Annotated in this window: 11 protein-coding genes; 5 read left to right on the forward strand and 6 right to left on the reverse strand. The window is 70.6% G+C overall.

Annotated elements, in window-relative coordinates; all coding sequences use genetic code 11:
• Positions 1 to 203 precede the first annotated feature (203 nt).
• Positions 204 to 6,095: a pullulanase-type alpha-1,6-glucosidase gene (gene pulA / locus DKM19_RS29050; RefSeq protein WP_110699907.1), complete on the forward strand. Its 5,892-nt coding sequence runs from the start codon at positions 204 to 206 to the stop codon at positions 6,093 to 6,095.
• An 83-nt stretch (positions 6,096 to 6,178) separates the two neighbouring features.
• On the forward strand, positions 6,179 to 7,915 hold the full coding sequence (locus DKM19_RS29055; RefSeq protein ID WP_110699909.1) for a carbohydrate-binding module family 20 domain-containing protein: 1,737 nt from the start codon (positions 6,179 to 6,181) through the stop codon (positions 7,913 to 7,915).
• Positions 7,916 to 8,051: 136 nt separating this feature from the next.
• Here the strand turns inward: DKM19_RS29055 and DKM19_RS29060 are convergent, their stop codons facing one another.
• From DKM19_RS29060 to DKM19_RS29070, 3 genes are all read right to left on the reverse strand, one after another.
• Complete coding sequence (locus DKM19_RS29060) at positions 8,052 to 8,786, reverse strand: Mut7-C RNAse domain-containing protein (protein ID WP_110699911.1); 735 nt, start codon at positions 8,784 to 8,786, stop codon at positions 8,052 to 8,054.
• A gap of 82 nt (positions 8,787 to 8,868) precedes the next feature.
• The gene (locus tag DKM19_RS29065; RefSeq protein WP_110699913.1) at positions 8,869 to 10,050 is read right to left on the reverse strand and encodes an amidohydrolase family protein; all 1,182 of its coding nucleotides are present in this window, start codon (positions 10,048 to 10,050) and stop codon (positions 8,869 to 8,871) included.
• Positions 10,047 to 11,147, reverse strand: a complete 1,101-nt coding sequence (locus DKM19_RS29070) for a hypothetical protein (protein ID WP_110699915.1) — start codon at positions 11,145 to 11,147, stop codon at positions 10,047 to 10,049. The genes DKM19_RS29065 and DKM19_RS29070 overlap by 4 nt, the downstream gene beginning before the upstream one ends.
• 176 nt (positions 11,148 to 11,323) lie before the next feature.
• Here DKM19_RS29070 and DKM19_RS29075 point away from each other — a divergent pair, with 176 nt between their 5' ends.
• Positions 11,324 to 12,409 (forward strand): sensor histidine kinase, encoded by a 1,086-nt coding sequence (locus tag DKM19_RS29075; RefSeq protein WP_110699917.1) that lies wholly within the window; start codon positions 11,324 to 11,326, stop codon positions 12,407 to 12,409.
• Positions 12,370 to 13,050, forward strand: coding sequence for a response regulator transcription factor (locus tag DKM19_RS29080; RefSeq protein ID WP_239513643.1), 681 nt, complete (start codon positions 12,370 to 12,372; stop codon positions 13,048 to 13,050). Before DKM19_RS29075 ends, DKM19_RS29080 begins: the two co-directional genes overlap by 40 nt.
• Positions 13,051 to 13,141: 91 nt before the next feature.
• On the opposite strand, the gene DKM19_RS29085 is transcribed toward DKM19_RS29080, so the two are convergent.
• On the reverse strand, positions 13,142 to 13,714 hold the full coding sequence (locus DKM19_RS29085) for a putative glycolipid-binding domain-containing protein (protein ID WP_110699921.1): 573 nt from the start codon (positions 13,712 to 13,714) through the stop codon (positions 13,142 to 13,144).
• A gap of 232 nt (positions 13,715 to 13,946) precedes the next feature.
• Complete coding sequence (locus DKM19_RS52805) at positions 13,947 to 16,796, reverse strand: LuxR family transcriptional regulator (protein WP_305000268.1); 2,850 nt, start codon at positions 16,794 to 16,796, stop codon at positions 13,947 to 13,949.
• A gap of 260 nt (positions 16,797 to 17,056) precedes the next feature.
• Between DKM19_RS52805 and DKM19_RS29095 the strand changes: the two genes are divergently transcribed.
• Positions 17,057 to 18,022 carry a serine hydrolase gene (locus tag DKM19_RS29095; RefSeq protein ID WP_110699924.1) on the forward strand — a complete coding sequence of 322 codons (966 nt, stop codon included), beginning with the start codon at positions 17,057 to 17,059 and terminating at the stop codon, positions 18,020 to 18,022.
• A 77-nt stretch (positions 18,023 to 18,099) separates the two neighbouring features.
• On the opposite strand, the gene DKM19_RS29100 is transcribed toward DKM19_RS29095, so the two are convergent.
• Positions 18,100 to 19,431, reverse strand: a complete 1,332-nt coding sequence (locus DKM19_RS29100) for an MFS transporter (RefSeq protein ID WP_110699926.1) — start codon at positions 19,429 to 19,431, stop codon at positions 18,100 to 18,102.
• Between the last annotated feature and the right edge of the window lie 218 nt (positions 19,432 to 19,649).

Genomic DNA, 19,649 nt, shown 5'->3' on the forward strand with positions numbered 1-19,649 from the left:
CCCACCCCGCATTCGCGGGGAAGAGTAATTGCAGGTCAAGCGATATATGACGTTCTTTGTATGGCTTCGGACGCAACAGAAACCAGCTTCCGGACATCGAGGAAACGTTACGATTCAGAAAGTTTCGGTAAGGGATTGCACAGATCATGTCTAGTGAGTAACTTCCGGGCAACACCCTCGAAACAACTTCCGTGGAGGCCCCCGTGGTCTGGCCACTCCCCCCACGGCGCGCGAGATCGACTCTCCTGACGGGCGCCGCCCTCGCGGCAGCCCTGATCGCCGCACCCCTCGCCGCGCCACTTCCCGCCCCCGCCCTCGCCGCCTCCGTCTCCCCTGTCTCCCGCCTCGCCGTTTCGGGCCTTTCCGGCGCGGCGGAGACGGCGGGGGCGGCGCGACAGCCGTCCGCCGAGCCCGTGGTCTCCGCGCTGAGCCGTACGGCGGAGCCGTCCGATCGCGACCTCGCCCGGGACGCGCTCCGCGACGACCTGACCCGCGAGCGCTTCTACTTCGCGATGACCGACCGGTTCGCCAACGGCGACACCGGCAACGACCGAGGCGGTCTGAAGGGCGACCGGCTCACCACCGGCTTCGACCCGACGCACAAGGGCTTCTACCAGGGCGGCGACCTCAAGGGGCTGCTCGGCAGGCTCGACTACATCAAGAACCTCGGCAGCACCGCGCTCTGGATCACCCCGGCGTTCCAGAACCGGCCGGTCCAGGGCACGGGCGCCAACACCTCGGCCGGCTACCACGGTTACTGGATCACCGACTTCACGAGAATCGACCCGCATCTGGGTACGAACGATCAAATGAAGCAACTGGTGCGGGAGGCACACAAGCGCGGGATGAAGGTCTTCTTCGACATCATCACCAACCACACGGCCGATGTGATCGACTACAGCGAGAAGACCTACTCCTACCGGTCGAAGGGCGCCTACCCCTACGTCGATACCAGCGGCGTGCCGTTCGACGACCGTCAATACGCCGGCAAGGACGACTTCCCCGCGGTGAACACCGGGTCCTTCCCCTACACGCCGGTCGCGCCGAAGGGCGTCAAGACCCCCGCCTGGCTGAACGACCCGACGATGTACCACAACCGGGGCGACTCCACCTTCAGCGGCGGTGAGAACGACCAGTACGGCGACTTCTTCGGCCTCGACGACCTCTGGACCGAACGGCCCGAGGTCGTCAAGGGCATGACCGACATCTACCGGACATGGGTGCGCGAGACCGGTCTCGACGGCTTCCGCATCGACACCGCCAAGCACGTGAACATGGAGTTCTGGGAGAAGTTCTCCCCCGCCCTGCACGGCTACGCGGCCCAGAACGGCAACAAGCGGTTCTTCATGTTCGGCGAGGTCTACTCCGGCGATCCCGCCCTCACCAGCCGATACTCCACGCGCGGCGGGATGGACGCCACCCTGGACTTCCCCTTCCAGGAGGCCGCCCGTTCCTTCAGCGGCGGCACGGCGGGCGCGGCGCGGCTGGCCCAGCTGTTCACCGGTGACGACTACCACACCGACGCCGACGGCAACGCGGCATCGCTGCCGACCTTCCTCGGCAACCACGACATGGGCCGCATCGGCCGTTTCCTCCAGCAGGACGTCCAGGCCGGCGCGCAGCCCACGCCGGAGACGGACGCGGAACTGCTGCGCAGGGACCGGCTCGCCCACGAGCTGATGTATCTCACCCGAGGTCAGCCGGTCGTCTACTACGGCGACGAGCAGGGCTTCACGGGCAAGGGCGGCGACCAGGACGCCCGCGCGTCCATGTTCGCCTCCGCGACCGAGAGCTACCTGAGCGACGACCTGATCGGCACCGAGGCCACCCACGCCCAGGACAACTTCGTCCAGACGCACCCGCTCTATCAGAGCATCTCCGCCCTGGCCAAGCTCCGGGACGCCCACCCCGCCCTGGCCGACGGCGCCCAGATCGAACGCCTCGCCACGGGCGGCGTCTACGCCTTCTCCAGGATCGACGCCAGGGCGCAGGTCGAGTATGTCGTCGCGATCAACAACGCCGAGCAGCCGGCCACGGCGAGCGTGCCGACCTTCTCGGCGAACGCCCCCTTCACCAGGGTGTACGGCGAGGCCGCCGCGAAGGTCACCACGGGCGCGGACGCCAAGCTGGCGGTGACCGTCCCGGCCCTGTCCGCGGTGGTCTACCGGGCGCCGGGCAGACTCGCCGCCCCACAGGCGGCCCCCGCGGTCTCGATCACGCTCCCCGGGGCCGAGATCAGAGGCACCGCCGAGGACGGCCGGATCCCGGTCACCGCGACCGTACCCGGGACCGGCTTCGACCAGGTGACCTTCGCCGCCAAGGCCGGCGACGGCGCCTGGAAGGTGCTGGGCACCGACGACGCCCCCAACGTCTCGGCCGCCGGCCGTACGTTCCGGGTCTTCCACGACCTGGGCGGCCTCGCGCCGGGCACGAAGATCGCCTACAAGGCGGTCGTGAAGGACTCGGCGGGCCGGTTCGCCGCAGCGACCGTGGAGGCCGTCGTCGGGGCCGAACCCGTTCCCGAGGAGCCCGGCACGGTCAAACGTGACTGGCTGGTCGTGCACTACCAGCGCGAGAACCCGACGGACTACGACGGCTGGGGGCTGCACGTCTGGGGCGACGTCGAGAATCCCACCGAGTGGACGGAGCCGCTCCCGCTGACCGGCGAGGACTCCTACGGCCGGTTCGCCTGGATCAAGCTGAAGCCCGGAGCCGCCGGCGTCGGGATCATCGCCCACAGGGGCGACGAGAAGGACGGCGGCGACCGGATCGTCAACCCCTCGAAGACCGGCGAGGTCTGGCTGGCGAAGGGCGACCCCGCGACCCACGACTCCCGCGCCGCGGCCCAGGGCTACGCGACCGTCCATTACAGCCGCCCCGGCAAGGACTACGAGGGCTGGGGACTGCACCTGTGGGGCGACGGGCTCGGCGACGGGGTGCCCACCGAATGGGTCACGCCGCGCCCCCCGGACGGCACCGACTCCTATGGCGCGTTCTGGAAGGTCCCGCTGAAGAACGCCTCCGCGTCGCTGAACTTCATCATCCACAAGGGCGACACCAAGGACCCCGGTCCCGACCAGTCGCTCACCCCGGCGCTCCAGCCGGACGCCTACGTCGCCTCGGGGGTGGCGAAGGTCCATCCGACCCGGGCCGCGGCCGAGAACGTCGCGATCCTGCACTACCACCGCCCCGACGGGAACTACGAGGGCTGGGGACTGCACCTGTGGGGCGACGTCGCCACTCCCACCGAATGGGGCGTCCCGCTCCGGCCCGCGGGAGAGGACGGGTTCGGGGTCTACTTCCGCATCCCCCTGACCGAGGGGGCGAAGACCGTGAGCTACATCATCCACAGGGGCGACGAGAAGGACCTGCCCGACAACCAGTCCCTGGACCTTCCCACCGTGGGCCACGAGGCCTGGCGGATCGCGGGCGCCGAGGGCTACCTGCTCCCCCAGTCCGCGTCCCACGAGGCCGACGCCGACCTCGGCACCTCGGCGGCGCACTGGATCGACCGCGCGACCGTCGCGTGGAAGGTCACCCCGTCCGCCTCGCTCCACCACTCCCTGGCCTTCTCCGCGAAGGGTGACATCGCCTACGCCAAGGGCGACCTGACCGGCGACCTCCGGATCATCCGCCTGAACCCGGGCACGCTCACCGACGCGCAGAAGGCGAAGTGGCCGCACCTGGCCGCCTACGCCGCGTTCACGGTGGACCCGCGCGACGCCGACCTCGTCACCGAGGCCCTGCGCGGCCAGGTCGTGGCGGTCGAGCGGGACACCTCGGGCACGCTGCTCACCGCCACCGGCGTGCAGATCCCCGGCGTGCTCGACGACGTCTACGCCAAGGCGGCGGAGGCCGAGCTCGGCCCCGCCGGGGGCGAGACGCCCAGACTGTCGGTCTGGGCGCCGACCGCGCGGAAGGTGGAGCTGGCGCTCTACTCCGGTTCGACGGGCGCGGGCCGTACGGTCCACGAGATGCGGCGCGACGACGCGACCGGCGTCTGGTCGGTGCGGGGGCAGCCCGGCTGGAAGGGCCGCTACTACACCTTCCTGGTCACGGTCTACGCGCCCGCCGCGGGCAAGGTCGTCACCAACGAGGTGACCGACCCCTACAGCCTGTCGCTCGCCGCCGACTCCGTCCGCAGCCAGCTGGTCGACCTCGCAGACCGGTCGCTGCAGCCCGGAGGCTGGTCCTCCCTGGTCAAACCCAGGCCCGTGCCGCAGCAGAAGGCGTCGATCTACGAGCTGCACGTGCGTGACTTCTCCGCCTCGGACTCCTCGGTCCCGGCGGCCCAGCGCGGCACCTACGCCGCGTTCACCGGGAACGGGAACGGGATGAGGGAGCTGCGCAAGCTCGCCCAGGACGGCCTGACCCACGTTCATCTGCTGCCGGTCTTCGACATGGCGACCGTTCCCGAGAGGAAGGCCGACCGCGTCGAGCCCGGCTGCGACCTGGCCTCGATGCCCGCCGACTCCGAGCTGCAGCAGGCCTGCGTCATGGGATCCGCGGCCAAGGACTCCTTCAACTGGGGGTACGACCCGCTGCACTACACCGTGCCCGAGGGTTCCTACGCATCGGAGCCGGACGGCTCCGCCCGGATCAAGGAGTTCCGGAGCATGGTCGGCGGCCTGAACGGGGCCGGGCTGCGGGTGGTGATGGACGTGGTCTACAACCACACCCACGCCGCCGGCCAGGACCCCACCTCGGTGCTCGACCGGATCGTGCCCGGCTACTACCATCGGCTGCTCGACGACGGCGCCGTGGCCACCTCCACCTGCTGCGCCAACACCGCGCCCGAACACGCGATGATGGGCAGGCTCGTCGTCGACTCCATCGTCACCTGGGCGAAGCAGTACAAGGTGGACGGCTTCAGGTTCGACCTGATGGGCCACCACCCCAAGGCGAACATCCTCGCGGTCCGCAAGGCCCTGGACGGACTGACCCTCGCCAGGGACGGCGTGGACGGCAAGTCGATCATCCTGTACGGCGAGGGCTGGAACTTCGGCGAGGTGGCCGACGACGCCCGCTTCGTCCAGGCCACCCAGACCAACATGGCGGGCACGGGGATCGGCACCTTCAGCGACCGCCTGCGCGACGCGGTGCGCGGCGGCAGCCCGTTCGACGCCGACCCCCGGGTTCAGGGCTTCGGCTCGGGCCTGGCCGGAGCGCCCAACGGATCACCGGCCAACGGCACCGCCGAGCAGCAGCGGGCCCGCCTCCTGGACTACCAGGACCTGATCAAGGTGGGGCTCACCGGCAACCTGCGCGACTACGCCTTCACCGCCTCCAGCGGAAGGCAGGTCAAGGGCTCCGAGGTGAGCTACAACGGCGCCCCCGCCGGATACGCCGCCTCACCGGGCGACGTCGTCACCTACGTGGACGCGCACGACAACGAGACGCTGTTCGACGCACTGGCCTACAAGCTGCCACAGGCGACGGCGATGGCCGACCGGGTGCGCATGCAGTCGCTCTCGCTGGCCACGGCCGTGCTCGGGCAGGGCACCTCGTTCGTCCACGCGGGCAGCGAACGGCTCCGCTCGAAGTCGCTCGACCGCAACTCCTACGACTCCGGTGACTGGTTCAACCGGCTGCTGTGGGACTGCTCCGCGGGCAACGGCTTCGGCGCGGGGCTGCCGCCCAAGCTCGACAACGAGAGCAAGTGGTCCTACGCGAAGCCGCTGCTCGCCGATCCGGCGCTCAAGGCGGACTGCGCGGCGATCGGCCGGGCGCGGGCCGGGTACGGCGACCTCCTCAAGATCCGCTCTTCCTCCCCGGCCTTCGCGCTCGGCTCCCTGGCCGAGGTGCAGAAGCGCCTGACCTTCCCGGCCAGCGGCGCCTCGGAGACCCCGGGTGTCGTGACCATGCACCTGGACGCCTCCGGCCTCGACCCGCGCTGGAAGTCGATCACGGTCGTCTTCAACGCGACCCCCGAGACGCAGCCGCAGACCGTGGCCGCGCTGAAAGGCGCCCGGGCAACGCTCCACCCCGTCCAGACGGCCGGCGACGACGCCGTCGTGAGGCAGTCGACCTTCGACCCCGTCAGCGGCACGCTGACGGTCCCGGCGCGCACGGTCGCCGTGTTCGTCCAGCCGTAGAACTGGAGAAACGCCGGGCCGGGTGTTACAGCACCCGACCCGGCACAAGGGAATCCGTCCATCGATCCTGGAGGCCCCCACCCATGAAATCCTACAAAGTCCTCGTCACTACGGTGGTAGGCGCTCTGGTGAGCGCCGCCGTGGTGGTGCCCATCGCGTTCGGCTCCCCCGCCCAGGCGGCCCCGCCCACCCCCGGCCCGATCGTCAAGCTGTGGAGCTGGAACTGGAAGTCGGTCGCGAAGGAGTGCACCGACGTGCTCGGCCCCGCCGGATACGGCGCGGTCCAGGTCTCCCCGCCGCAGGACTCCATGAGCATGGGCGGCTCGGTCTGGTGGGACGTCTACCAGCCGGCCCGCTACACCCTCACCAGCAAGTTCGGTGACGAGACCGCGTTCAGGAACATGGTGAACACCTGTCACGCCGCGGGCGTCAAGGTCCACGCCGACGCGGTCATCAACCACATGACCGGCCAGGGCAGCACCAGCTACGGCAACTACAGCTTCGGCAAGTACAACTACCCCGGGCTCTACTCCGCCGCGGACTTCCACTCCCCCACCTGCACGATCAACGGCTCCGACTACACGAACGACGCCTCGCGGGTGCAGAACTGCGAGCTGGTCGGCCTGTCCGACCTCAACACCGGCTCCGAGTACGTCCGCACCCAGATCGCCGGCTACCTCAACAAGCTGACCTCCCTCGGCGTGGACGGCTTCCGCATCGACGGGGCCAAGCACATCAACCCGAACGACCTGGCGGCGATCAAGAGCAAGCTGACCGGCTCGCCGTACATCCACCAGGAGGTCATCTACGGCGCCGGCGAGCCGATCACGCCGAGCCAGTACACCGGGATCGGCGACGTGCACGAGTTCGTCTACGGCCGCAAGCTCAAGGAGCAGTTCACCGGCCAGATCAAGAACCTGCAGTCCTTCGGCCAGAGCTGGGGCCTGTCGGTGCCCAGTGACAAGGCCGTGGTCTTCATCGACAACCACGACACCGAGCGCAACGGCTCCACGCTCAACTACAAGTCCGCCGACGCCTACAGGCTGGCCAACGTCTTCATGCTCGCCTGGCCGTACGGCACGCCGCGCGTCTACTCCGGCTTCGCCTGGAGCAACAGCGAGAGCGGCCCGCCCTCGGCCAACGGAGGCTTCGTCACCGACACCAACTGCGGCAACGGCCAGTGGACCTGCTTCCACCGCCAGATGACCGGGATGGTCGGCTTCAACCGGACCGTCGCGGGCACCTCGGTCGGCAACTGGTACGACAACGGCAACAACGTGATCGCCTTCAGCCGGGGCAACAAGGGCTGGGTCGCGATCAACAACGAGGGCGGCGCTCTCACCCGCTCCTTCACCACCGGCCTGCCCGCCGGGACCTACGCCAACGACCTGGGCTCCGGCTCGGTGACAGTGAACGCGAGCGGCACCGCCTCGGTGACCGTACCCGCCAAGGGCGCGGTCGCGATCCACGTGGGCGGCTCCACCCCGCCCGGCCCGACCCCGACACCCACCCCGACCGTCAACCCGGGCAACGTGGCCACCTCCTTCAACGCGAACGTGACGACCTACTTCGGGCAGAACGTCTTCGTCGTCGGAAACATCGCCGCCCTGGGCACCTGGAACCCGGCCGGCGCGATCGCGCTGTCGTCGGCGGCCTACCCCGTCTGGAAGGCCACGGTGAACCTGCCGCCCGGCACGGCGATCCAGTACAAGTACATCAAGAAGAACCCCGACGGCTCGGTGACCTGGGAGAGCGACCCCAACCGCTCCTTCACCACCCCCTCGGGCGGCACCGCGACGCGCACCGACTCCTGGCGCTGACCCCGTGATCCGGCACGACCACGCGGCCGTGCCGGATCAGTACTCCGTTCCTCAAAGCCGGGCAGGGCCCGCCGCCTCCCGTTCTCGGCGAACGTGCGGGGACTACGCCGGTTCCGTCGCCCGGACCGTGAGGTCCTCAGGCCACCGTCCCGCCGAACTCGCGCATCGCATCCTCGACGATCGAGCTGAGGCGGGCGTGGTGCGCGCCGCGCCAGTAGACGCGCGCGCAGGCGGTGCACTGGGCGAAAGCGTCGTACGCGCGCCGGGTGCCGTCCTCCAGGCTCGGGCGGACCGCGTCCTTGCCCACCTCTCCGAGGATTCCGTTGCACGCCGTACACCGGGTCCACGGCGTCAGCACCGGCGCGAACCGCCCCAGCACGTCGCGTAGCTGGTCGTCCGGCCGGTGACTGTAGACGTAGGCCCCCGCCCAGATCTCCCGCCGCTTCAGCAGGCCCCGGTCCCGGGAGAGCAGCACCCGCCTCTGCCCGGCCGAGAGCGTGGCGAGCGCCGGGTCGCCGATGTCCTCGCTCTCGTAGAGCGCGTCGATCCCGAGCAGGCGCATCCGCCGTGCCAGCGTGCCCAGGTGCACGTCGAGCAGGAATCGCAGCGGCGCCCCCGGCACCTTCTGGGGCCGTTCGACCCCGCTCACCTCGACGTGTTCGCCGCCGCGCGGCACGTAGGAGACCGGCACCTCCCGGCCGTCGGCGCGGAGCCGTCCCGACTCGGTGAGCGGAACCCCCAGCGACTCGACGATGTGCCCGAGCGTCGAGGACCCGTCGACGGCGACCGTCGTGCTACCGGCACGTCGCCGAGCCGCGACGAAAAGGTGCAGCTCGGGGGCGAAACTCAGGTGAATGCCGGGACCGTCCATACGACCAGCATGCCAGCGCCCGACGATCACCGGCCACGGGGTTTCACGCCCGTGGCCCCCGGCCTCGTCCCTCCGCCCACGTCTATCGGACCCGGACGCCCGCGCGGAAGACCGCTCGGACATCCCGGAGCCGGTCGAGATCGTCGAGGGGGTTTCCGGTGACGACGAGCAGGTCGGCGTCCGCGCCCACCGCGATCCGTCCCTTCCGGTCGGCGACCCCGCACGCCTCGGCGGCGAGACCGGTCGCCGAGGCAAGTGCCTCCAGCGGGGACGGGCCGTCCGCGGTGCTCTGGGCGATGGCGTACGGCAGCACGTCGTGTGGCTTGAGCTGCGCGATGCCGGCGTCCGTACCGCGCACGATCCTGGCGCCACGCTCGTACAGGTTCCTGAAGGCCTCATGCACGGCCTGCACACGCTTGGCGACCTCCGGCGGCAGGACCGGCGTCGAGTCGCCGGGCGCGATTCCGGTCGTCAGGCTCACGAAGACGTCGCTTTCGGCGATGGCGGCGAGCAGGGCGGGGTCGGCGTCGACCCCGTCCGCCGTCATGAAGGTCGCGTGTTCGATGCTGTCCACTCCCGCCGCCAGGGCGTCTCTGATCGCCGGCGTGCCGTGCGCGTGGGCGGCGACCGGCAGGCCGAGCCGATGCGCCTCGTCCACGACGATCCGCAGGTCGGCCAGGGAGTACTGGGCCTCGTGCGGCGCCGAGCCCGGCGTCATGAGGCCGCCACTCAACATGATCTTGACCACCGCGCAGCCCCGCTCGTGCCGCTCCCGCACCGCGGCGCGCAGTGCCGTGGCTCCTTCGGCCGTGCCTCCCATGAAATGGCAGTGGCCGCCGGGCGTGGTGATCGGGGGCCCGGCCGCGAGGATCTCCGGTCCCCTTCCGGGGTTCCGCTCCGACTCCGCGCCCAATGTCAGCGCCAGGTAGTCGCGGTCGCCGAGGTCCCGCACGGTCGTGACACCGGCCTGGAGCGCCCTGCCGGCCGCGGTCCGCATCCAGGCCAGCAGTTCCGCGTCGTCGGAGGTGGTGAACGAGGTCACCGGGTCGGGACCGGCGTTGAAACCGAGATGCATGTGGGGGTCGACGAGCCCCGGCATCAGGAACGCCTCCGGCCCGAGGTCGGCCAGGGCCATTCCCTCGGGGGGAAGCGCGCCGGAGGTGTCCACCCCGGTGATCCGCCCATCTTCCACAAAAACCGTCGTGGGCCCGGACACGCTCTTGCCGTCGAACATCAGTCCGGCGTGAATCGCGAAAGGCATCATGATCGGGGGGCTCCTGGTCTGGTCTCGGCAGGCTGGGATGGGAGGTCACGGTGCGGGACCACGGAGTCTCGGGGCCCCGGTACACAACGTGGCCGGGTGCGGAGGCGGTAGGACACGGCGGTGATCGCGAGGGCCCAGCCGTACCCCCCGAACGCCGTCATGGCCGCCGCTGCGAGCAGCAGCGTCTCGGTGTCATAGTGACCGACGATCCCGGCGGCGGCCAGGATCGTGTAGATCCCACCTCCCAATCCGTACAGGGCGAGCGTCGGGGCCACCACCCACACCGGCGTCAGCGGCAGGAACCGGGGCACCCGCCTGCCCGCCAACCATGGTGTCCAGCGCGGGAACACCATTCCCCACGGTCGTACCAGACCCAGCAGCAGAAAGACGGCGAGTGCGATGAGCACGCCGAAGAGGAACCAGCGAGACCAGGTCAGAGCGCCGCTCGGTGGGAACCGCGAGCCGTCCAGGGCGTAACCGGCCACGTGGACGCCGTGGACGGCGTAGTAGGGAACGAACACCGCGCAGCCGACGTAGGCGATCCAGCGCACGCGACGCGACGCGGCATGCGCCGCCGGATGCTCCAGAGCCGTCACCGCCCACGGGGAATGTGCCCGGCCGCAGCGAGGACAGGACCCAGCCGTACGGTGGCGCCACGACAGCGCGGTGGCGACCAGCAGGACGGCACCCACGGCGAAACTCCCGCGCTCGATGAAACCTGCCCAGTCTCCGTCACCGTGGCGGTCGCGGACGGTACCGGTCGTGGCCAGCTCGATCAGGTTCAGAAGCACGAAGGCGCTGCTCCCGAGGGCCAGCACGGCCGCGGTCCACACGGCGGCCGACACGGCACGGCGCGGAAGTCGCCGCCCCCACGGACGGACGGTGGCGGCCGCGGCGACCGCGGTGGCAAGCAGGAGGGGCGCGGCCACCCATGCGCCATGAGGAAGGCCGAACAGCGACCCGCCGTCGAACGCGATCGCCAGCAGTGCGCAGCCGTACAGCGCAGCCCACCCGCACGCCGCGTAACCCGCCCACACCGGCCATCGCCACCTCCCCGCCGGCGGCACTTCCTCGCGGACGGTGAACGAGTTCGTCATGGCGACCTCCAGATGAGTGCGGTGTCACCCGCCAGCCTCGTCCGCCCTCCGCCACACCGCCTCCCCCTCGCGGGTGAGGTCTCGACGCCGTTCGTGGGTTAACTTCACCATGAGGGAGGAACCGCGAACGGTAGCCCGACCGTTGCCGGCCCTGATCACCGACGCGGAGGCACCACATGAGGGATCGCACCGTCCGCGTACTGAAATCGGGGCTGTACCAGCTGCTGGGAGCCGCGTTGCTGACCCCCGTCGCCGCGGGTCTCGCCCTCCTGTTCCTGACTGATCCGTCCCTGACGCGCATCCTGCTGTTGTGGGCCGCCTGCCTGCCCGCCTCGGTTCTTGTCACGTCGGTGCCGCTCGTCCAGCGCATCGAGGTCATCGCCCTGTCCGAACTCCTCCAGGTGGACGTGCCGGAGCGCGTGGACCGTCTCTACCTCTGGATCCTCACGACCCTGCACCTTTTCCTCGGCGCCACCCTGAGCGCGGTGGCGCTCGTTCTTCTCCCCGGCGTCGTCCAGGTGGTCGACATCGGGCAGTGGCAGGAGGATCCCGCGCCGGTGGTCCAGTTCCTGGCCGTCCTCGTCGGCGCCGTCGCGGTGATGGTCGCGGCCGGAGTCGCCCAGCGATGGGCCGTGCGGAGAATGCTCCGGTCCGACCCCTCGCACACGATCGAGGACCTCGATCGCCGGCAGACCCTCGCCCTGGAGCTTCATGACTCCGTCGGTCACGCCCTCAGCGTCGTCCTCGTTCAGGGGATGGCCGCCCAGGCGGTTCTCCAGGGACGGGACGACGGGGACGAGGTGGCCCGGTCCCTCGACCATCTGGTCACCACCGCGCGTGACGCACAGCAGGATCTCGACGTCCTCCTGGGCGTCCTCGACGACGCGGACGCGGTGGGGGCGCCCACGCTGCTCTCTCTCGGCAAACTGACCCGCGGGCTCGAGGTGGAGTGCCACGTCGACCCGGTCGACAAGGTCCCGGAACATACCTCGCGGGTGGCGTACGCGATCGCCCGGGAGGCTGTGACCAACGCCCTCCGGCACGGCCGCGGGCGGGTCAGGATGCACGTCGCCGTCGGCTCGGACCTCGTCCTGTCCGTCGAGAACGAGGCCGCCGGCACTCCGTCCGTCTCCCCTTCCCGGGAGGGGCGCGGGCTGGTCGGGATGCGGATGCGGGCCCGCCTGGTCGGTGGGACCTGCGAATGGAGGGAGGTGGACAGCACATGGGGCGTACGGGCCACGCTGCCGCTCCGGGCGAAGTGATCCGCGTTGTCGTCGCCGACGACGAGAAACTCATCCGCTCCGGATGGTCGACGATGCTCTCCATGCATCCGGACATCGAGGTGGTCGGCGAGGCGTCGGACGGGCGCGAGGCCGTCGCGCTGGGTATCGACGCCGGGGTGGTCCTCATGGACATCCGGATGCCGTACATGGACGGGCTCACGGCGACCAGGGAACTCTCCCGCAGGTCCCCCGGGACCCGTGTCATCGTGGTCACCACGTTCGAGAACGACCAGCTCGTCTGGGGCGCCCTGCGAGCCGGAGCCGCCGCGTACCTCCTCAAACGAGCTCCCGCGAACGAGCTGGTGGACGCCGTCCGCCTGGTGCACGGCCGGGAGGCGGTCCTCTTCCCCGACGCGCTGCGCCGCATCGCGTCACCCCATCACGGGACGGCGACGTCACGGCCGTCATCGGACCTCACCCCGAGGGAGCTGGCCGTCCTGCGTCAGATCGCCCGCGGGCAGAACAACGCCGAAATCGCGGCGACGCTGTTCGTGTCCCGGGAGACGGTCAAGACGCACGTGCGCAACGTCCTCGACAAGCTCGACGCCCGCGATCGCACCCAGGCGGTGGTCCGGGCCTACGAACTGGGGATCGTGTTCGCCGGCGTGGAGCTTCCGTGATCATCGACGGAGGAGAGCGGTAGGCCACCGGCGAGAAACCATGAAGTCCCTCGACCGTCTCGCGTACGGCAGGCCGCGACGACGCCGGTCGTCACGAGCCGATCAGCTTCGCCAGGCCCGGATAGTCGGCGACGATCCCGTCGTGGTCGAAGGCGAGGTCCGCGCTGAAGCCCTCGCTCTCGAAACGCACCGATCCGGTGCTCAGATGCGTGTAGCGCTGGGCCTCGCGGGTCACCTGAAGGTGGGGAACCCGGACCCACGCCATGACGAAGTCCATCTGCCCCTCGCAGTCGTTGAGGCCGTGCCGGAGCACCGGCATGGTGTTCGTCAGCGGCGAGAGCCCGAGGTCGCAGTCGAGCGCGTCGTTCAGGATGTTCATGTCCCCGCCGGGCGGCGGCCCTTCGAGGTCGCCCTCCGCCTTCGTCTCGCACGACCAGGTGCCGTGCGTCGAGCGGCGCAGGTCGAGCGCCCGGTGCCAGCCCGCACCGTGAGCCCGTACGCAGAGCAGCTCGGTCACGTATCCGGGAAAGGTGCGCAGGGTGTATTCCAGCCGGTAGGGCACGGGGTCCGTCCCGAGCGCCACCCCGACCGCCGTCAACTCCGACGCGAGGTTGACCTCGGCGTATTCAGCGCCCTCATCCTTCATCCACACGAGCCCGCGCATCGGCCTCTCCTTTCGCCTGCCCTCTCTCATCCCCATGAGATGGCCGGAGATCCCCGATCACCCCAGAAAATCCACACGAACCCATTCGCCTTTCCGGACATTACCCACCGAGGCGGATCACTCCGGGGCACCTCTAGGTCGCTCTCCCCGCCGTGTGCGCTGTGATCCAGCTCCCCTGGCCTCTCCGGCCGTTGCGAGCCTGCCCTCTGGCCTCTCCGTCTGTCGAGGGCCCTCAGCCGAACAGGTTCTGCTGGTGAGCCATGGCCGCCGCCTCGCCTCGTGAGGCGGCGCCCAGCTTGGCGAGGATGTTGGAGACGTGCACGCTGGCCGTCTTCGCCGAGATGAACAGCTCGCCGGCGATCTCGCGGTTGCTGCGGCCGTCCGCCACCAGGCGGAGCACCTCGTGCTCGCGTGCGGTGAGCCCGAGCCGGACCTCCCCGGTGGACGGCTCACCCGCGACCGGAATCCTCGCCCGTTTGGCGAGGTCGCCGATCTCGGCGGCCAGCGGCGCGGCGCCGACGTGATCGGCGAGCTCCGCCGCCCGCGTCAGGTATAGGGCCGTCTCCTCGCGCTCGCCTCCGGCGACGGTGACCCGGGCGGCGCCGAGCAGGGCGCGGGCCTCCGCGTACGGCTGGCGCAGGGCCGCCCAGGCGGCGACGGCCGCATCCCACGCGCCCTGGTCGGGCGCTCCGGAGGCACGGGTCGCCTCGGCGGTGAAGGTGAGGCTCCAGGCCTCCTGGAGCCCTCCGTCCGCCTCGATCCTGCCCGCGAGCGTCCGCAGCTCGGGCAGCAGCGACTCGGCGGCCCGGACGCTCGCGACGAGCATCGGCCAGGCGTAACGAGGGGTGACCGTCAGATCGTGCTCGGCCAGAATCCGCTCGACCAGTGCGAACGCCTCGTCTCGGCGATCACGTGCCAGCAGCAGCTCGATCTCCCTGCAGTGGTGAGGCAGCGTGTTCTGGTCCCGGAAGTTGCCACGGGCGAGCACGGCCCACGCGCTCTGGAGGAGTGACTCGGCCCGGTCGAGGTCGCCACGGGCCAGCGCGATGTCGGTGGCCAGCCCCTGCAGGCTCGCCCGGTACGGCAACGGCGGCGCGGTCTCCAGGGCGCGCTCGACGACCTGGAGCGCCTCGCTCCAGCGGCCCAGCGAGATCAGGGGCTCGGCCAGGTTGATCGCCAGGAAGGCGCCCGACGTGCGGGCCAGGCCGTACGCGTCGGCGTCCGCGATGCCCCTGCGGGCGACCTCGGCGGCCTCCGTGTGCCGCCCGGCCCCTTCGAGCGAGTCGGACTCGGAGATGGCGGCCCGCAGCAGCGCGTTGTAGTTGCCGGCCCGGCCCGCGATCTCCCGTGCCCGTGTGTACGCCCCGACCTGGGGTTCCACTTCGGAGAAGCGGTAGCGGGACCAGGTGAGCGTGATGAGCGCGTGTGCCTCGGTGGCGGCGTCACCCACCTGATGGGCGACGCGAATGGCCTCTTCGGCCAGGGCTCCCCTCTCCGCCCAGGTGTCGGGGGCGTGGAGCATGCGGGCGAGGCTCTCCAGCACCCGGGCGCGTAGCGACGTCGGCGGGTCGGCGGGCACGAGCGGAACGGCGGCGCGCAGGTCGTCGACGAAACCCGGCCGGCTGAGGTCGTATCTGACGAGCCCTCGCTGTCTCAGCAGCCGGGCCGCGCGGATCGGGTCGGTGCCGGTGTCGATCTCGCGAAGGGCCGCCTTGGCGAGGGAGAGCCCGCGTTCGAACTCTCCCGCCAGGTGCGCCACGGTGATGGTCTGCCGCATCACGTCGACGTGGTCGGTCCCGATCCTCTCCGCCGCGTCGGGCACCCGCTCCCACAGCTCCAGCACCCTGTCGAGCATCCGCAACTGCTCACCGTAGGCCGCCGACTTCCTGGCGGCCGCGGCCGCACGCCACGCGCTGACGAGCGCCCAGAGCGCGTCGTGCGCGGCATGCCAGTGATGCGCCAGCTCGATGGCCCCCCGAGGGACGGGCAGGATGGCGAGATCCCTCTCCAGGGCCTCGGCGAAGCGGGTGTGCAGGCGGGTGCGCTCACCGGGCAGCAGGTCGTCGTGGACGGCCTCGCGGATCAGGGCGTGCCTGAAGGCGTAGCCCTCGCCGTCGACCACGAGCACGTTGCCCGCCACCGCCGGGCGCAGCGCGCGGGAGAGCGCGTCGTCGTCGACTCCGGCGACCGCGGCGAGCAGCGCGTGCTCGATCCTGGCTCCCCCCGCGCTGGCCACCCGCAGCAGCTCCTGGGTCTCCTCCGGCAGTCGCTCGACACTGGCCAGCAGCAGGTCGCGCAGCGAGTCGGGCAGGGTTTCGCCCGCGTCGCCCTCACTCAGCAGCGCCTCGACGAACAACGGATTTCCCTCGCTGCGCGCGTAGACCACGTCCAGGTCGACGGTGTCCGGCATCCTGTCGAGGATGCTCTCGGCCTGCTCGGCCACCTCACGCCGGCTCAGTCTGCGCAGCTCGAGGCGGGTGACCTGGTCGACCCGGCCGAGCTCGGCCAGCAGCGGGCGCAGCGGATGCCTGCGGTGGAGCTCGTCGGACCTGTAGGTGACGAGGGTCAGCAGACGCGCGTCGGGGCGCAGGTAGCGGACCAAAAACGACAGCAGGTCGCGGGTGGAGCGGTCGGCCCAGTGGGCGTCCTCGATGATCAGAACCGTCGGCTCGATCTCGGCGAGCCGCTCCAGCAGACCCAGGACCTGCTCGAACAGCCGGGAACGAGCCTCGGCGCCGTCCTTGTCGGGCTCGCCGAACTCCGGCAGCAGCCGGGCGAGACCCCCCGTCGTGCCTCCGGGCAGCAGCTCGGCGATCCCCTCCTGCCCGAGATCGCGCACGAGCTTGCGCAGCACCGCGGTGAACGGGGCGAACGGCAGGCCGTCGGTGCCCAGCTCGAGACATCCGCCGATGAGCACCCGGCACTCACCGGCCCGTCCGGCGAACTCCCTGATGAGACGGGTCTTGCCAACCCCGGCCTCGCCGCCGACGAGCACGGTCGACACCGACCCGGAGCGCGCCCGGGCGAGCCTCTCCTCCAGAACGGCCAGCTCATCCGCACGCCCGACGAACAGGGGGCTCACCGCATGGATCGTCACGTCCCCAGAATGCCACCGAGCACCGACAGATCATCACGTCCGCGGTCACCGGACCGGTGCTCATCGGCGATTCCCCACCCCGTCGCCCGGGCCGGGCCGGCATCCGGTCAGCGATGTCCGGCGCCCCTCGCCCCGGACCGTAACCGGTGCCACGGATCCTCATCGTGATTTCGAGGTGCCGCCCGGTCACCGGACGGTCGCGGGCGGGTTGACCCTGACACGGTGGTACGGCGTAGAACCGAATCATGAACAGCCACACACTCGCCGACCGCCTCGCCCTGGCCATCGAGCAGGGCCGGGTGCCCGGCCTCCATGCCGTCGTCGCCCTCCGCCGCGGCCAGGTGATCCTCGAACACTACGACCAGGGCGAGGACTACAAACTGAACGAGCCGCTCGGCCACGTGCGCTTCACTCCCGACACGCTCCACGACATCCGCTCGATCACCAAGAGCGTCGTCGGCCTCCTGTACGGCATCGCCCTGGCCGACGGCTGGGTGCCGGAGCCGCACGAGCCGCTGCTACGGCACTTCCCCGAGTATCCGGACCTCGCGGAGGACCCCCGGCGCGCCGCGCTGACGGTCGAGCACGCGCTCACCATGACGCTCGGCCTGGAGTGGAACGAGGACGTCCCCTATACGAGCGCGGCCAACAGCGAGGTCGCGATGGAGCTCGCCCCCGACCGCTTCCGCTACGTCCTGGGGCAGCAGGTCGTGGACGAGCCCGGCGTCCGATGGTCCTACTGCGGAGGCGCCTCGGCGCTGGTGGCCCGGCTCATCGAGAAGGGCACGGGGCTGGCGCTGGCGGACTACGCGCGCGCCAGGCTGTTCGAGCCGCTGGGGATCACGCGCTTCGAGTGGTCGACCGGCGAGGACGGGGTGGCCATGGCGGCCTCCGGGCTACGGCTGACCCCTCGTGACCTCCTGGCGATCGGACGGCTCGTGCTCGACGGGGGCGGCGGCATCGTGCCCGCGTCCTGGCTGGCGACGGCGCTGCGCCCGCACGTGCGGATCGACGAGGGCCTCCACTACGGCTACCAGTGGTACGTGGGCGACACCTGGACGGCCGGGTCCGGCAACGGCGGCCAGCGGATCTACGTGGCGCCCGCGCTGGACCTCGCGGTCGCCATCACCGCGGGACAGTACAACCAGCCCGGCCGGCCGACCACCGCCGTCGTGCTCGACGAGGTGATCCTGGCGGGAATCGAGCGCTGAAACACGCTCACGGCGGCCGGGCGCCGTCGGGGCCGTTCCCCCACGGCGCGCAGAATGACCTGATCGGTTTTCCTCGCTCAGCGGACGGACCTGACGCGCAGGGTGACGGTGAGGCCACCGATCACGGTGAGGGCGGCCGCGACAAGATACAGCAGGGTGTAGTTCTTCTCCCCGCCGGTCGCGCCGACCGCCAGGAAGGCCGGCGCGATGAGGGGCGCCACACCCTGCGGGATCGACGTGGAGAAACCGTAGAGGCCGGTGTATCGGCCGGCGTCGGTCTCGCGTTCGGGCAGCACGTCCAGCGCGAGCGCCTGATCGACGGCGGAGAACAGGCCGATGCCGAGGTAGCCGGTGACCATTCCGGCCGCGACCAGCGGCACGGCGGTCGACAGCGCCATGACGACGGCGCCGGCGGCGAACACGCAGGCGCCGAGAAGCACAAAAACACGGCGGCGGCGGAGCCTGTCGGACAGGAAACCGCCGCCGACCGCGCCGAGCATCGCGGCGACGATGCTGGCGCCCGCCAGGGCCGCGACCATGCCCGTCACCTGTTCCACGCTCACCCCCATCCGGGAGGCCAGGAAGAACGCGGTGAAGGTGGTGTTGAAGGTGAGGCCGCACATGAACAGGAACTTGCCGAGCCAGTTCCAGGCGAAGTCGGGGGTCTCGCGCGGGTTGAAGACGTAGGTGCGGGCCAGCGTCAGGACGGTCAGCGGCGCGCGAGCCGGCATCCGGCGGCTGTCTGCCTCGTGCACGAGGCAGACGAACAGCGCCATGGCCACCACCCCGGCGGCCCCCGGCACCAGGAACAGCAGGAGGTTGTCTCCCGCGAGCACGCCCACCAGAAGAACACCCGCTATGGGGGCGAGCTGCTGGACGACTCCGACCAGGCCCGCGACCTTGCCGCGCTGGGACTCCGGCAGGCGGTCGGCCTGCGAGGTCGCCAGGAGCGACAGGATCGTTCCCCAGCTGATCTGCGCCAGGACCCAGCCGAGGCCGAGCACGATGATGCCGGACGCCTGGGCCATCACCAGCAGCGCGACGCCGCCGACGACCGTCAGGCCGATCAGGAACGGGCGGCGGCGGCCGAGCCGGGTGCGGGTGCGGTCACTGAGCATCCCGAACAGCGGCGCCGCCAGCACCGCGGCGAGGCCGCCCGCGCCGATGATGTAGCCGAGATACTCCTCGTGGCCCGGAGCCAGCTGGGCGACCCTGATCGCCAGCGAGATCGCGATCGGCGTGACGAATGCCATGAACACGCCGAACACCGCGAGGACCATCAGCCAGATATAGGAGGCGCCCACCTCCGGCGGGTCACCGGAGACCGTTGCCACCGTGCCGGGCCGGCCGTCGGCGGCATCGAGGGACGGCCGGACGATCGGTGGCTGATCGGCGGGGGAGAACGCCATGAGCACCTCGCGGGGTGATGAGTATGCGGCATTCGGAGAGGGGAAGGAGTCTTGAGCGGATCAAGGGCGAATAGGGCTGTGGCTCCGAATGGTGATCCGGTCGAGGTGGGCACGCAAGGTGTGATCGGCGAAGGAGTGCGCGAGGAGCCCGATGTCGCCGTCCACCGGACGGCGACGAGGGTGTTCTCACGCGCACCGCGAGGCCTGTCCTCTCCCTG

The organism is Streptosporangium sp. 'caverna' (assembly GCF_003203775.1).
GTDB classification, from domain to species: domain Bacteria; phylum Actinomycetota; class Actinomycetes; order Streptosporangiales; family Streptosporangiaceae; genus Streptosporangium; species Streptosporangium subroseum.

What these genes read in the sequence shown, in the direction of transcription:
- DKM19_RS29060 (WP_110699911.1), bottom strand. Translation starts at nt 8,786, where the DNA reads ATGGACGGTCCCGGCATTCACCTGAGTTTCGCCCCCGAGCTGCACCTT.
- DKM19_RS29075 (WP_110699917.1), top strand. Translation starts at nt 11,324, where the DNA reads ATGAGGGATCGCACCGTCCGCGTACTGAAATCGGGGCTGTACCAGCTG.
- DKM19_RS29055 (WP_110699909.1), top strand. Translation starts at nt 6,179, where the DNA reads ATGAAATCCTACAAAGTCCTCGTCACTACGGTGGTAGGCGCTCTGGTG.
- DKM19_RS29095 (WP_110699924.1), top strand. Translation starts at nt 17,057, where the DNA reads ATGAACAGCCACACACTCGCCGACCGCCTCGCCCTGGCCATCGAGCAG.
- DKM19_RS29070 (WP_110699915.1), bottom strand. Translation starts at nt 11,147, where the DNA reads ATGACGAACTCGTTCACCGTCCGCGAGGAAGTGCCGCCGGCGGGGAGG.
- DKM19_RS29100 (WP_110699926.1), bottom strand. Translation starts at nt 19,431, where the DNA reads ATGGCGTTCTCCCCCGCCGATCAGCCACCGATCGTCCGGCCGTCCCTC.
- DKM19_RS29080 (WP_239513643.1), top strand. Translation starts at nt 12,370, where the DNA reads ATGGGGCGTACGGGCCACGCTGCCGCTCCGGGCGAAGTGATCCGCGTT.
- DKM19_RS29085 (WP_110699921.1), bottom strand. Translation starts at nt 13,714, where the DNA reads ATGCGCGGGCTCGTGTGGATGAAGGATGAGGGCGCTGAATACGCCGAG.
- DKM19_RS29065 (WP_110699913.1), bottom strand. Translation starts at nt 10,050, where the DNA reads ATGATGCCTTTCGCGATTCACGCCGGACTGATGTTCGACGGCAAGAGC.